The following is a 13,669-nucleotide window of genomic DNA, read 5'->3' as shown; positions in this document are numbered from 1 at the left end:
GCGAACAGCCAGCACGCGGCGGCGGCGGAGTTCCTCCGCCTGGAGGCGGACTACGAGTCGGCGTACTTGCTGACGTTGGAGTCGGCGTGGATGGCGGACAACCGCCAGCCGAACTCACTGCAGGCGTCGATGGCGAAGGCCAAGGCGGGGCGTTCGGTGGTGGAGATCGCGCTGAAGTGCGTCGAGCTGACCGGGGCGTACAGCGAGGAGTCGCTGTTGGAGAAGTGGGCTCGGGACGCGAAGATTTTGGACATCTTCGAGGGGACGCAGCAGATCCAGCAGCTGATCGTCGCCCGCAGGATCCTCGGGAAGTCGAGCGCCGAGCTGAAGTAACCGAAGGGCCGCCCCTCAACCAAGGGGCGGCCCTTCGAACTGCTCAAGAAATCTGGTCGTCCAGGAACTCGTCCAGGTAACGCCACGTCGTCCCCCGGGCCTTGCGCCCGGTCAGCACGCCCAAATGGCCGCCCGGCGCGGTCTTGAAACGAACCTCCGGCGCCTTGTCCAGCAGCTCCACCACCCGCTCGACCGACGGCCGGGGCGCGATTGTGTCGTTCTCGCCCGCCACCACCATTGTCGGCACTCGGACCGAGGACAGGGAGATGATCCGGCCGTTCAGGTCCACCTTGCCCTCCGCCAGGTCGTTCGTGCGGAACAGGCGGTGGTACAGCTGGCCGAACGTGCGGCCCGGGTACGCGTACATGTTGCTCATGAAGTGGTCGACCGCCTCGATCTGGGCCAGGTAGTCGCGGTCGTCGAGGTGGGACAGGATGGCCAGCGGCTTCGTGATTTCCTTGCTGATGCCCGTCGCGCGGAACACCCTGCTGACCAAATAGGACGGTGCGCCGCCGAACGCGCGGTAGATGGGGGTCAGCAGGTGTCCACCGGTCAGGTCCACCAGGGGGCGGAACGGCGCCACGATCGGGATGGCCGTGAAGTCCACCGGCGAGCCGATCGCCGTGATCGATGCGATCGGGAGGTCCGGGCGGTCGGCGTTCACCAGCAGCGAGAAGATCCCGCCCAGCGACCACGACACCAGGTGCACCGGCTGACCGCCCGCATCAAGACTCACGCGCCGGATCGCGCGCGGGAGGACCTCGTCGATCCAGTGCTCGATGCCCAGGCGGCGGTCCGAGAACGCCACCATGCCGTAGTCGACGAGGTAGGTGTTGCGGCCGCCTTGGACCAGGTGCTCGATGAGGCTGCAGCCGCGGCGCAGGTCGAAGCAGATCGCCGGCGCCGCCAGGGGCGGGACCAGCAGGATCGGGGGGCCGGACACCGTGCCGCCGCTGTGCGTCATCCGGTACAGCGAGCGGTTGGGTCCCTGGTCGATCAGCACCCGGGGCATCGGGCGCAGGTCGGCGACGCCGCCGTGCAGCACCTTGCCGACCACGTTCGACGCCGCGGCGGCCAGCCGTGCGGGTGGTGAAACCATTTTCTCGAGCCTCCAAAAGCCGATCCGGAGGCAATCTTGCCGGGCCGGGCGGGCGGACTCAACATCGGCACACCCGCAAGCACCCCGCAAGCACGTCCAATTCGGACAGTCGCTAGTCCGTCCGAGTTACCCCGGGCCCGCTGTCCGCGGCCCGTGCTTCGTAGGCCGCGCGGGCCGGGGAATGGGCTGCTGAAGCCAAAAGCCGGTCCGCCTTCAACGCCCGCGCGAACGCCTCGCCCGCCCGCCGCGGCAGCAGCCGCGTGAGCTTGCCCATAGTGCCCAGCGAGCGGGGCACGAAAACGTCGAAACGAGGCTTGCGCAGCGCGGATACGATGGCGTCGGCCACATCTTCCGGCCGCACGGACTTGAACATCTTCGCCTCGGCGAGCCCGCTCGCGAGCTCCGTCCGCACGATGCCCGGCATCACGCACGAGACGTGCACGCCGCTGCCGTGCAGTTCCAGGTGCACCGCCTCGGACAGCCCGACGACAGCGTGCTTGGTGGCGCAGTAGGTCGCCGCACCCGGGAAGCCGGCCTTGCCCGCGAACGAGGCGACGTTGACGATGTGCCCGGACCGCCGCGGCCGCATCCGCTTCACCGCTTCGCGCGTGCCGTGGATGACGGCGTGCAGGTTGATCTCCAGCTGACGCCGGGTCGTCGCGTCGGTCTCCGTCTCGAGGTCGCCGAGCGGCATGATGCCGGCGTTGTTGATCAGCACGTCGATGCGGCCGTGGCGGCGTTCGACCTCGTCGAGGAACCCGGTGAACCCACGGATGTCGGTGACGTCCAGCGGCAGCGCGTCGGCCCCCAGCTCGCCGGCGGTCTTCTCGGCCCGGACCTGGTCGAGGTCGCCGATCACCACCTTCGCGCCGAGGCGGGCCAGCGCCGACGCGGTCGCCGCGCCGATCCCCTGCCCACCACCGGTGATGACGACGACCTTGCCGGCGAGTTCCATGGCGACTCCTTCGTCTGTTGGCACCGCGTCAACAGTGTCGCCCCTGAAGCGAGCCGGCGCCACTCCCCGGGGACGATTCAGGGAGATTCCCGAAGCGACGACGTGTCCGCCGTTCCTAGCCTGGCGACATCCGAACCGCAAAGGAGCACGGACATGCGTTTGTCTCACCTGTTCGCGGCAACGGCACTGGGGATCTCGGCCGCGGCGGTGGTGCCGGGTGTGGCCGCCGCGACGACGACCTGCACGGCTCCGGCACCGGGCGCCTGGACGGTGGATCCCGCGACGGCCGCGGCGCCGTCCGGACCGGGTCGCCCGGCGGACCCGGCCACGGCCAGGCGGGTTCGCGCCGGCGTCGGCAACTTCGTCGCCTGCGTCAACGCCGGCGACCCCGCCAAGCCGGACGACCTCGCCGCCAACCCGGCGGCCACGCTGTTCACCGTGCACTTCATCACCACGTTCATGCACCAGGACAGCTACGCGAAAGTGCCCAGGGTGCTCGGCGGCCTGCGCATCGACCGGATGCGCACCCTCGACGTCATCGCCTACCCGGACGGCAGCTTCAGCACCGAAGGCACCTACCTCGCCTACGGCCACAAGCTCGTCCACGAACGCTGGTACTGGTGGCCGGACACCGACGGCCACCTGAAGGTCAACAAGCTCGAACCGCTGGAGTCTCCTGTGCCGGCGAACGCGGTCCCCCTCGACGTCGAGGTCGGCGACTACTTCTACCGGCCCGCCACGACGAGCGTGCGCGCGCCGCACGGCAAGGTGGTACTGCGCTTCCACCAGACCGGCGCGCAACGCCACGAGGCGATCCTGTTCCGGCTGCCCGAAGGCGCGACCGCCGAGGACCTGCTCGGCGGCAAGCTGACGCCGGACCAGGTCGCCACCATCGGCCAGGACAACGGCTCCGACGTCATGTCCCTGGTGGCGCTGCGGCCGGGCACCTACACACTGATCAGCTTCGAACCGGGCCCCGACGGCCGGCCCCTCGCCCTGCACGGGATGACCGCCCGGTTCCGGGTCTGCTAACCCAGCCGCTGTTCGAGCACCTGGCCGACCCACTCGCCGACGTTGAACCGGACCGTCGGCCGGAACCCCTGGCTCTCGTAGTACCGCTGCAGGTCGCCGTCACCGCCGGCCCAGCAGTCGACGCGCACCAGGTCGATGCCGCGCCGCCGGGCCTCGTCGAGGGCGTACTCGACGAGGCGCCCGCCGACGCGCTGCCCGGTGAACCGCCGCGACGTGATGAGCAGCCGGATGTACAGCTCGCGCTCGTCGACCGCGGGCACGTGCTCGTCGTGCTCCTCCGAGACGATCAGCGCGCCGGCGGGCTCGCCCTCGACCATCGCGATGCGCAGGCCCGGGTCCGCGGCCATGCCCTTGACCCGCTCGACGCGCTTCGGGACGCGGCTCCACGGCTCGGTCCCCCACTGCTTCGCACTGCCGCGGGCGACCAGCCATTCGACGGCTTCGTCGAAGAAGCGCAGCAGCGTGTCCGCATCCCCAGAATCACCCGATCGGATGACGGTGTTGTCCATCCCCCTTGTCTACCGCACGGTGAGCACGCGCGGGCCGTCTTCGGTGATCGCGATGGTGTGCTCGACGTGCGCGGCGCGGCTGCCGTCGGCGGTCAGGATCGACCAGCCGTCCGCGGCGTAGCGGTATTCGTCGCCTCCGCGGGTGAGCATCGGCTCGATCGCCAGCGCGAGCCCCGGCTGGAGCCGCATTCCGCGGCCCGCGCGACCTTCGTTCGGCAGGTGCGGGTCCTCGTGCATCGCGCGGCCGATGCCGTGGCCGCCGTGGTCCTCGAGCATGCCGTGGCCGTGCGCGCGCCCGGCGACGCCGATGGCGTACGAGATGTCCCCGAGCTTCGCGCCGGGCTGCGCGGCGGCGATCCCCGCCTGCAGCGCCCGCTCGGTGGCCTCGATGAGCGCGAGGTCGGCGGGATCGGCGTTGCCGACGACGAAGCTGATCGCCGCGTCACCGTTCCAGCCGTCGAGGATCGCGCCGCAGTCGATGCTGACGAGGTCACCGTCCTGGATGCGGTACGCCGTTGGGATCCCGTGCACGACGACGTCGTTGACGCTGGCGCAGAGGACGTTCGGGTAGGGCGTCGGCGCGGACCGCGGCTGGTAGTGCAGGAACGACGGCTTCGCGCCGGCTTCGCTGATGACGTGGGCGGCGACGTCGTCCAGTTCCCGCAGGGAGACGCCGATCGCGGCGGCCTCCTTGACCGCTGCCAGCGTGTTCGCCACCACCCGGCCGGCTTCGCGCATCATCGCCAGCTCGGACTCCGTTTTGATCTCGACCATGACGATAACTATACCGGTATAGTTATCGGTGTCCAGCCTCGGGCGCGTTCAGCCGGCGGCTCTGTCGGTGTCATCCGGAGTTCAACGAGCGCTGATTGACTTCTCTCGTTCACCACCTCTTCGGCGACGAGGACAAATTGACCCAGTCAGTGCCGCCCGGCGGCGATCCGCTGGCCGCGTTCACCGTTGAACTCGAGGAAATCCGGGCAAAAGCCGCAGCCGCACAGGAAAAGCTCCGATCCGCCACCGCCAGCGTGCAGTCCCCGGACGGCGCGGTGTCGGTGACGCTCGGCCCGAGCGGCGTGCTGCAGGACCTCCGGTTCGGTCCCCGTGCCTACGACCGTCCCCCGCAAGCCCTGGCCGGCGTGGTGATGCAGCTGATCGGCCGGGCGCAGCAGAAGGTCTCGGCGGAGGTCGCCGAGGCGTTCGGCGGCATGGTCGGCGAGAACTCGGGCGCGCGCGAACTGCTCGGGGAGTTCCTGCCGGAGCCGGAACCGGACCAGGGCGCGCCGCGGCAGCCCGCCGAGGAGCCACCGCACCGGCCACCGCCGAGCCCGCCGCAGCCGCAGCGCGGTCAGCCGCGCCGCCGTCCCCGGCCCGAGCCCGACGAGGACGACGGCGAAAGCAACCCCTGGTAGGAGAGGAAAACCGTGGTTTCCGGAGCAGGTTTCTCGGTCGACCCGGCCGAGCTGCAGAAGTTCGGTCAGTTCCTGTCGGGCACCACGCAGCCGGCGGTGCAGGACGCCGCGCACCGGATGCAGGCCGCCAACGGGTTCGACAACGCCGCGTTCGGCATCCTGCTCGCGCAGGTGCTCGCCGTGCCCTCGCGGATCACCATGGCGGTGATCACCGGCGAGATCGGCAAGCTCGCCGGGGACATCGGCCAGTCCGCCGCCGACGTGAAGAAGGCCGCCGAGACCTACGCGACCCACGACGCGAACACGGCTCAGGGCCTGCGCACCTTCGAAACGGAGCTGGGCAAGTGACCGTTCCCATCACGGCGTCGAACTCCACGACCGGCGCCGGCGTCTTCGACAGCTGGAAGCAGGTCGGCGACTCGATCGGCAAGGTCCGGACCGAACACGGCGGCGACCTCGCGGCCGTCAGCGTCGAGCTGGGCGTCAACGTCATCAGTGCCGCGCTCGACACCGTCGCGTTCGTCATGGACCCGCTGGCGAAGCTGATCGCCGCGGGCCTGGGCTGGCTGATCGAGCACGTGTCGTTCCTGAAGTGGCCGCTGGACCAGGTCGCGGGCAACCCGGCCGAGGTCACCAAGCTCGCCAACGAGCTCCACAAGATCGGCGAGTCGCTGCGCAACACCGGCACCGAGCTCGACGAGACGCTCAAGTCGACGATCACGCAGTGGCAGGGCAAGGGCCACGACAGCTTCGAGAAGTCGATCAACGACCGCAAGGGCTGGATCGACGCGAACGCGAAGGCGTCCGACGTCGCCGGCTACATGGTCGAGACCACCGGGGCGCTGATCGCCGCGGTCCGCTCGCTGCTGCGCGACATCATCACGACGATCCTCGGTGACATCATCTCCACGATGCTGATCGCCCTGGCGATGGCCGCGTTCACCTTCGGCGCCTCGATCGCCGTCGGTGTCAGCAAGATCGTCGTGCAGGTCTCGGTGCAGGTGGCGGCGATGGCGGCCAAGCTCGCCAAGGTCGTCGCCTACGCCGGGCGGACGCTGGCCCGGCTCACCCACCTGTCGAAGCTGGTCAAGCCGAAGCCGAACGCGGGCCACGAGCTGACGAACGTGCCGCGGCCGAGCGGGAACACCGTGCCCAACTTCTCGCGGCCGCTCCCGCCGCCGCCGGGCACCGCGGTCACCCACGACGTGCCGGGGACCGGGGGCGCCACGCCGAGCACCCGGCCGCCGGGCGACGGCACCGTGCCGAACTTCTCGCGGCCGCTGCCGAAGCCCGCGGACCCGCCGAAGCCGCCGCCGCCGAAGTCGCACCTGAGCGAGCACGACTTCCCGATGATCAAGAAGCACGAGGACTGGCTGAAGACCAAGTTCGGCGACAGCTACCAGAAGATGAAGTTCGCCGACGACTGGATCAAGAAGAACCACCCGGACTACTACCCGATGCTGAAGGCGCTCTCCGACGCCAAGAGCTCGAAGAACTTCGCCGGCTGGGCGGGCAAGAGCATCGTGCAGGTCGACCGGGGGCTCACCGACATCCAGATGCAGGCGGAAGCCGCGTGGGCCGAGGAGGACAAGAAGCAGCAGCAGCCCTGAGTCAGGCGACGCCGAGGTGGCGTGAGATCAGCATCTTCTGGACCTCGCTCGTCCCCTCGCCGATCTCCAGGATCTTCGCGTCGCGGTAGAAGCGGCTGACCGGGAACTCGTTCATGAACCCGTACCCGCCGAAGATCTGCGTCGCGTCGCGGGCGTTGTCCATCGCCGCGTTGGAGGCCACCAGCTTGGCGATCGACGCCTCCTTCTTGAACGGCTCGCCGCGCAGCATCTTCGACGCCGCCTGGTAGTACGCCAGGCGCGCGGTGTGGGTGCGGACCTCCATGTCCGCGATCTTGAACTGGATCGCCTGGTACTCGCCGATCCGCTTGCCGAACGCCACCCGGTCCTTCACGTACTTGAGGCATTCGTCCACGCACCCCTGCGCCAACCCCACCGACAACGCGGCGATCGCGACGCGGCCCTCGTCCAAAATGGACAGGAACTGCGCGTACCCGCGGCCGCGGACGCCGATCAGGTTCTCCACCGGGACCCGGACGTCCGAAAAGGACAGCTCGTGGGTGTCCGAGCAGTTCCAGCCGACCTTGGAGTACTTCGGCGCCACCGCGAAGCCCGGCGTGCCGGACGGGATGAGGATCGCCGAGATCTCCTTGCGGCCGTTCTCCATCACGTCGGTGACCGCGGTGGCCGTGACGAACCGGGTGATGTCCGTGCCCGAGTTCGTGATGAACGCCTTGCTGCCGTTGACGACCCACTCGTCACCGTCCTGACGAGCCCGCGTGCGCGTGGCCCCGGCGTCCGAGCCGCCGCCCGGTTCGGTCAGGCCGAAGCCACCCAGCGCCGTCCCCGCGCACAGCTCGGGGAGCCACTGCTCCTTCTGCTCCCGCGTCCCGAAGCGGTAGATCGGCATCGCACCGAGGGAAACGCCGGCTTCCAGGGTGATCGCCACCGACGAGTCGACCCGCGCCAGCTCCTCCAGCGCCAGGCACAGCGCGAAGTAGTCGCCGCCCATGCCGCCGAACTCCTCGGGGAACGGCAGGCCGAACAGGCCCATCTCGCCCATCTTCGCGACGATCGCGTACGGGAACTCTTCCTTCTCGTACAGGTCGCCGATCACCGGCGCGACCTCGGCGTGCGCGAAGTCCTCGACGGTCTTGCGGAGGGACTCGTACTCCTCGTCCAGGCGGAAGTCGATCACGGCTGCTCCTCTTGGGGGCTGACTACGGCTAGGGTTTCGTCCAGCGCGACCTGTTGGCCGGCCCGGACGGGGAGTTCGCTGACCACACCGTCGATCGGCGCGGTGACCGTGTGTTCCATCTTCATCGCTTCGACCACCAGCAACGGCGTCCCGGCCTTGACGACGTCACCGGCGGCGACCTTCACCACGAGCACCGTGCCCGGCATCGGACTGGTGACCGGGCCCGCCCCGGCGGCCTCGCCGCGCGACGCCAGCACGAACTCCTGTTCCCCGAACGGGAAGCTGAACCCGTCGCGCGCCAGCCAGACCGTCCGGTCCGGACCGCAGGCCTGGCGGTAGCGGTGGAACCCGCCGGCGTGCCGGATCTCCAGGACCTCGCCGTCACGTCGAGCCGACACCTGGACCGGCGCCGCGTCGTCGACGAACACCGTCGCGGCCGCCGGCGTGCCCTGGACCCGGACCACCGCGCGGGCGGTGCCGGACTTCAGCCGGAACGTCACCCCGCCGGAGCCGCCCATCCGCCAGCCGTCCGGCACGTCCCACGGGTCCACCACGGGCCCGGACGGCTGCAGTTCCAGGAACCGGTCCAGCGCGGCCGCGACGAAGAACTCCGCGGGCACGTCCGTCGAGACCAAAGCAGACAGCCGCCGGTCGACCAGTTCGGTGTCGAGCTTTCCGGCGCGGACGTCGGGGTCGGCCAGCAGCCCGCGCAGGAACGCGGTGTTCGTGCCGATGCCCAGCAACGCCGTGTCGGCCAGGGCCAGGTCGAGCCGGTGCAACGCCGCGGCGCGGTCCGGGCCCCAGGCGATCACCTTGGCCAGCATCGGGTCGTAGTTCGAGCCGACCACCGCGCCCGGCGTCATCCACGAGTCGACGCGGACGCCGTCGCCGGACGGCTCGTGCACCGCCAGCACCGTCCCACCGGTCGGGATGAAGCCGCGCGCCGGGTCTTCGGCGTACACGCGCGCTTCGATGGCGTGTCCGTTGAGGACGACGTCTTCCTGCTGGACGGTGAGGTGTTCCCCGGCCGCCACCCGGACCTGCCACTCGACCAGGTCGAGGCCGGTGACCAGCTCGGTGACCGGGTGCTCGACCTGCAGCCGGGTGTTCATCTCCATGAAGAAGAACTCGTCCGGGTCGTGGGCCGACATGATGAACTCGACGGTCCCGGCGCCGACGTACCCCACCGAGCGCGCGGCCTCGGCCGCCGCCGAGCCCATCTTCTCGCGGGTGACGTCGTCCAGCAGCACCGACGGCGCCTCTTCGATGATCTTCTGGTGCCGCCGCTGCAGGCTGCACTCGCGCTCGCCGAGGTGGATGACGTTGCCGTGCGTGTCGGCCAGCACCTGGATCTCGATGTGCCGTGGCGTCGTGACGAACCGTTCCATCAAAAGCGTGTCGTCGCCGAAGGACCCCTTGGCCTCGCGCCGCGCGGATTCGATCGCCGCATCCAGCTCCTCGGGAGCGTGCACCAGCCGCATCCCCTTGCCGCCCCCGCCCGCGGACGGCTTGAGCAGCAGCGGGTAGCCGACCTTCGCGGCGGCTTCGGCGAAGCCGCCTTCGGGGATGTCCACATCGGACGCGCCCGGCACGACCGGGACGCCGGCTTTCGACACGGTCGCCTTCGCGCGGATCTTGTCGCCCATCGCGTCGATCGCCGCGACCGGCGGGCCGATGAACACCAGACCGGCGGCTTCGCAGGCCCGCGCGAACTCGGCGTTCTCGGCCAGGAAGCCGTAACCCGGGTGCACGGCCTGCGCGCCCGAAGACACCGCAGCGTCCACAATGGCCGGAATCGACAGGTAACTGCGAGCGGCCTCCGCGGGTCCGATGCGGACCGCCGTGTGCGCCTCGCGGACGTGCCGCGCGTCGGCGTCCGCGTCGCTGTACACGGCGACCGCGCGGATGCCGAGGGCCCGCAGCGTGCGGATGACCCGGACCGCGATCTCGCCCCGGTTCGCGACCAACACTGAGTCGAACATGCCCCTCACATCCGGAAGACGCCGTAGTTGACCTCGGACAGCGGCGCGTTGGCCGCGGCCGAGAGGGCGAGGCCGAGCACCGTGCGGGTGTCCGCCGGGTCGATGACGCCGTCGTCCCACAGCCGGGCCGTGGAGTAGTACGGGCTGCCCTGCGCCTCGTACTGTTCGCGGATCGGGTCCTTGAACGCCTCTTCGTCCTCTGTGGACCATTCGCCGCCGCGGGCTTCGATCGAGTCGCGGCGGACCGTCGACAGCACCGAGGCCGCCTGCTCGCCGCCCATCACCGAGATCCGCGCGTTCGGCCACATCCACAGGAACCGCGGCGAGTACGCCCGGCCGCACATCGAGTAGTTGCCGGCCCCGAACGAGCCGCCGATCACGACGGTCAGCTTCGGCACCCGCGCGCACGCCACCGCGGTGACCATCTTCGCGCCGTGCTTGGCGATGCCGCCCGCCTCGTACGCGCGCCCGACCATGAACCCGGTGATGTTCTGCAGGAACAGCAGCGGGATCGAGCGCTTGTCGCACAGCTCGATGAAGTGCGCGCCCTTCATCGCCGACTCGGCGAACAGCACGCCGTTGTTCGCGATGATGCCGACCGGGTGGCCGTGGATCCGGGCGAAGCCGGTGACCAGCGTCGCGCCGTACTCCTTCTTGAACTCGGCGAACCGGCTGCCGTCGACGATCCGGGCGATCACCTCGCGCACGTCGTAGGGCACGCGGGGGTCGGTCGGCACGACACCGTACAGCTCGGCCGGGTCGACGGCGGGTGCTTCGGTCGGCAGGACGTCCCAGGGCCGCGGGGTGCGCGGCCCGAGCGTCGAGACGATCGACCGGACGATCCGCAGCGCGTGCGCGTCGTCGTCGGCCAGGTGGTCGGTGACGCCGGACTGGCGGGCGTGGACGTCGCCGCCGCCGAGCTCCTCCGCCGTGACGACCTCGCCGGTCGCCGCCTTCACCAGCGGCGGGCCGCCGAGGAAGATCGTGCCCTGGTTCCGGACGATCACGGCTTCGTCGCTCATCGCCGGGACGTACGCGCCGCCCGCGGTGCACGAGCCGAGCACCGCGGCGACCTGCGGGATCCCGCGCGCGGACATCGTCGCCTGGTTGTAGAAGATCCGGCCGAAGTGTTCACGATCCGGGAAGACCTCGTCCTGCCTGGGCAGGAACGCGCCGCCGGAGTCCACCAGGTAGACGCACGGCAGGTTGTTGTGCAGCGCGACCTCCTGGGCGCGCAGGTGCTTCTTCACCGTCATCGGGTAATACGTGCCGCCCTTGACGGTGGCGTCGTTGGCGACGACCACGCATTCCCGGCCGGAGACCCGCCCGACCCCGGTGATGATGCCCGCCGACGGCGCCTCGTCGTCGTAGAGCCCGTTCGCCGCCAGCGGGGACAGCTCGAGGAACGGCGAGCCCGGGTCCAGCAGCGTGTCGACGCGGTCGCGCGGCAGCAGCTTGCCGCGCTCGACGTGCCGGGTGCGGGCCTTCTCCGGCCCGCCGAGGCGGGCGGCCGCCAAGCGTTTGCGGAGGTCTTCCACCAGCTCCGCGTGGGACGTGGCGTTGCGGGCGTAGGCCTCGCTGTCCGGGGCAGCGGTGGTCCCCAGTGCCGGCGTGTCCATGGGCTCCCTCGAAGTTAGCGGTCGTTAACCTCCACTCCGATGTTAGCGACCGCTAACGTGGGTGTCCAGTCGCCGGAACGCGCGAACGGCCACCCCGGCGGACCGGGGTGGCCGTCACGGGCCCGATCAGCCGATCGCCGCCCGCAGCGGGGCGTAGTAGCCGCCCGACTGCCCGGCCGCGGTCGGGTGGTAGGACTCGATCACCGGCCAGGTCAGGCTGTGCAGGTAGTCGTCGGCCGACGAGCAGATGTTGTGCCCGACGAACGACGGCCGCACGTCGACGAAGGTCGCGCCCGCCGAGCCCGCCCGCGACTGGATCACCGACGCGAGCGCGTCGGCGCCGGAGTTGATCGCCGTGCGCTTGGTGTCGCTCAGCCCCACCCAGCAGGAGCCGGGCACGGTGTAGAAGCGCGGGTAGGACAGGACGACGAGCTTGGCACCCGGCGCCTTGACCTTGATCGCGTTGTAGGTGTTGGTCAGCAACGGCGGCAGCGTGTTGTTGACGTACGTCTTGGCCGTGTTGACGCGGTTCACGCAGTCGGAATCACTGCCCAGGGTGCAGGTCTGGATCACGTCCGCGAACCCGGCGTCGTTCCCGCCGACGGTCACCGTGACGAGCGTGGCCGACGAAGGGATCGAGTTCGCCTGGTTGATCACGTCCCCGGTTTTCGCGCCGGAGCAGGCCAGGAACGTGAACGAGGTTCCGCTGTGGGCGTTGGTCCACAGCTGGGGGTAGGCCTTGGAGCTGCGGTAACAGCTCCCGGAACTGCCGTAGCTGCCGGCCCCGACCCCGGAGGAGTAGGAGTCGCCGAGTGCGGCGTAGACGGTTCCGGCGGCTTGGGCGAGGCCCGTGACGCCGAGACTGGCAAGGACGACGGCCCCCAGGGCCGTGCTCAACCGTAGAAGGGATCGCCTGAAATTACGGGTGGGAACAGCCATGGGTCACTCCTTTGTGACAGGGCCGACCCAAATAGGACAGCAGGTGAAGGGCTGGCGAGGAACCCCTAGTTACCGGTAGGTACCCACTTAGCCCACACCGGAAGTGTGAAACGTCAGCGTCCGGTCAGCGGGCATCCGGGTGAACCGGCTCGTGGCACGCCTACGGCAACACCAACCCGATCACCTCCAGCTCCGCCACCTGGCGCTGCGCCGGCTCGAAGACGATCGCCACCAGCGTGGTGGCCCAGGTCTGCGCGATCAGGTCGGCGGGCGGGGGCGCCGTGCAGGGAGCGGTGATCGTGCGCGGCAACCGGAGCGCCCACTTCTCCACGAACGCGACCACGGACCTGGACACGTCACCGTTCGGGTGATCCGCGCCGGTCGCGGACGGACGTTAGCGCTCGCTAACCTGCCGCTCTAAACTGACCGGATGCCGGCCAACCCCACCCCTCTCGTGAACGGCGAGAAGGCGAGCAGGCGCGAACAGATCCTGTCCGCGGCCGCCGAGCTGTTCGCCCACCACGGCTTCCACGGCGTCGGCATCGACGACATCGGCGCCGCGGTCGGGATCTCCGGGCCGGGGCTCTACCGGCACTTTCGCAGCAAGGACGCGATCCTCGGCGAGATGCTGAACTCGATCAGCCGCTACCTGCTCGACGGCGGCACGGCGCGGGCCGCCCGGCCGGGTGCGCCCGACGACACGCTGACCGGCCTGGTGCGCTTCCACGTCGATTTCGCGCTCGCGCACCCGGCGTTGATCACCGTTCAGGAGCGCAACCTCGCCAACCTGACCGACGCCGACCGCAAGCAGGTGCGCGCGCTCCAGCGCCAGTACGTCGAGGTGTGGGTGCGCGTCATCCGCGAGGCCGTCCCGGAGCTGGGGGAACGGCAGGCGCGGTCGGCGGCACACGCCGTGTTCGGACTGATCAACTCGACCCCGTACAACCGCCATCTCGGTGATGACGAGCTCGCCGAACTGCTCTGCCGGCTTGCGCTGGGTGCCCTTCGCGCGGCCTGATGGTC

At 70.0% G+C, this 13,669-nt stretch carries 15 protein-coding genes; 6 read left to right on the top strand and 9 right to left on the bottom strand.

Annotated features, from left to right (window positions below; genetic code table 11):
* On the top strand, positions 1 to 333 hold a 333-nt coding region (locus tag CCN39_RS05785; protein ID WP_143263958.1), incomplete at its 5' end, for an acyl-CoA dehydrogenase family protein.
* Positions 334 to 376: 43 nt separating this feature from the next.
* On the opposite strand, the gene CCN39_RS05780 is transcribed toward CCN39_RS05785, so the two are convergent.
* Entirely contained in the window at positions 377 to 1,432 is a 1,056-nt protein-coding gene (locus CCN39_RS05780) for an alpha/beta hydrolase (protein ID WP_086839079.1), read from the bottom strand.
* A gap of 112 nt (positions 1,433 to 1,544) precedes the next feature.
* Positions 1,545 to 2,387, bottom strand: a complete 843-nt coding sequence (locus CCN39_RS05775) for an SDR family oxidoreductase (RefSeq protein WP_086839077.1) — start codon at positions 2,385 to 2,387, stop codon at positions 1,545 to 1,547.
* 153 nt (positions 2,388 to 2,540) lie between these two features.
* Between CCN39_RS05775 and CCN39_RS05770 the strand changes: the two genes are divergently transcribed.
* Positions 2,541 to 3,419, top strand: a complete 879-nt coding sequence (locus CCN39_RS05770) for a hypothetical protein (RefSeq protein WP_086839075.1) — start codon at positions 2,541 to 2,543, stop codon at positions 3,417 to 3,419.
* Here the strand turns inward: CCN39_RS05770 and CCN39_RS05765 are convergent.
* Together CCN39_RS05765 and map are read right to left on the bottom strand one after the other, a co-directional pair.
* Positions 3,416 to 3,928, bottom strand: a complete 513-nt coding sequence (locus CCN39_RS05765; RefSeq protein ID WP_086839073.1) for a GNAT family N-acetyltransferase — start codon at positions 3,926 to 3,928, stop codon at positions 3,416 to 3,418. The genes CCN39_RS05770 and CCN39_RS05765 overlap by 4 nt on opposite strands.
* Before the next feature lie 9 nt (positions 3,929 to 3,937).
* A complete protein-coding gene (gene map, locus CCN39_RS05760; RefSeq protein ID WP_086839071.1) occupies positions 3,938 to 4,702 on the bottom strand; it encodes a type I methionyl aminopeptidase in 765 nt (254 codons plus the stop codon).
* A 95-nt stretch (positions 4,703 to 4,797) separates the two neighbouring features.
* Here map and CCN39_RS05755 point away from each other — a divergent pair, with 95 nt between their 5' ends.
* Genes CCN39_RS05755 through CCN39_RS05745 form a run of 3 tightly spaced genes read left to right on the top strand, consistent with a single transcriptional unit; the run spans position 4,798 to position 6,950 of the window.
* The gene (locus tag CCN39_RS05755; RefSeq protein WP_244210632.1) at positions 4,798 to 5,340 is read left to right on the top strand and encodes a YbaB/EbfC family nucleoid-associated protein; all 543 of its coding nucleotides are present in this window, start codon (positions 4,798 to 4,800) and stop codon (positions 5,338 to 5,340) included.
* A gap of 12 nt (positions 5,341 to 5,352) precedes the next feature.
* Positions 5,353 to 5,688, top strand: a complete 336-nt coding sequence (locus tag CCN39_RS05750; RefSeq protein WP_086839067.1) for a hypothetical protein — start codon at positions 5,353 to 5,355, stop codon at positions 5,686 to 5,688.
* Complete coding sequence (locus CCN39_RS05745) at positions 5,685 to 6,950, top strand: hypothetical protein (RefSeq protein WP_086839066.1); 1,266 nt, start codon at positions 5,685 to 5,687, stop codon at positions 6,948 to 6,950. The genes CCN39_RS05750 and CCN39_RS05745 overlap by 4 nt, the downstream gene beginning before the upstream one ends.
* 1 nt (position 6,951) lies before the next feature.
* On the opposite strand, the gene CCN39_RS05740 is transcribed toward CCN39_RS05745, so the two are convergent.
* The 5 genes from CCN39_RS05740 to CCN39_RS51015 form a co-directional block, all read right to left on the bottom strand.
* Positions 6,952 to 8,106, bottom strand: coding sequence for an acyl-CoA dehydrogenase family protein (locus CCN39_RS05740; RefSeq protein ID WP_086839064.1), 1,155 nt, complete (start codon positions 8,104 to 8,106; stop codon positions 6,952 to 6,954).
* Positions 8,103 to 10,088, bottom strand: a complete 1,986-nt coding sequence (locus tag CCN39_RS05735; RefSeq protein WP_086839061.1) for an acetyl-CoA carboxylase biotin carboxylase subunit — start codon at positions 10,086 to 10,088, stop codon at positions 8,103 to 8,105. The genes CCN39_RS05740 and CCN39_RS05735 overlap by 4 nt, the downstream gene beginning before the upstream one ends.
* Positions 10,089 to 10,093: 5 nt before the next feature.
* Complete coding sequence (locus CCN39_RS05730; RefSeq protein WP_086839059.1) at positions 10,094 to 11,707, bottom strand: carboxyl transferase domain-containing protein; 1,614 nt, start codon at positions 11,705 to 11,707, stop codon at positions 10,094 to 10,096.
* A 126-nt stretch (positions 11,708 to 11,833) separates the two neighbouring features.
* Positions 11,834 to 12,604 carry an SGNH/GDSL hydrolase family protein gene (locus CCN39_RS05725; RefSeq protein WP_086839057.1) on the bottom strand — a complete coding sequence of 257 codons (771 nt, stop codon included), beginning with the start codon at positions 12,602 to 12,604 and terminating at the stop codon, positions 11,834 to 11,836.
* A 202-nt stretch (positions 12,605 to 12,806) separates the two neighbouring features.
* A complete protein-coding gene (locus tag CCN39_RS51015) occupies positions 12,807 to 13,001 on the bottom strand; it encodes a hypothetical protein (RefSeq protein ID WP_208630153.1) in 195 nt (64 codons plus the stop codon).
* A gap of 75 nt (positions 13,002 to 13,076) precedes the next feature.
* Between CCN39_RS51015 and CCN39_RS05715 the strand changes: the two genes are divergently transcribed.
* A complete protein-coding gene (locus CCN39_RS05715; protein WP_167454987.1) occupies positions 13,077 to 13,664 on the top strand; it encodes an SACE_7040 family transcriptional regulator in 588 nt (195 codons plus the stop codon).
* Positions 13,665 to 13,669 lie beyond the last annotated feature (5 nt).

Origin of the sequence: Amycolatopsis kentuckyensis (assembly GCF_002155975.1) — a bacterium.
In the GTDB taxonomy this organism is placed as follows: domain Bacteria; phylum Actinomycetota; class Actinomycetes; order Mycobacteriales; family Pseudonocardiaceae; genus Amycolatopsis; species Amycolatopsis kentuckyensis.
The sequence above is the reverse complement of the archived record's forward strand: the minus strand, read 5'-3'. Positions and strand labels throughout refer to the sequence as shown.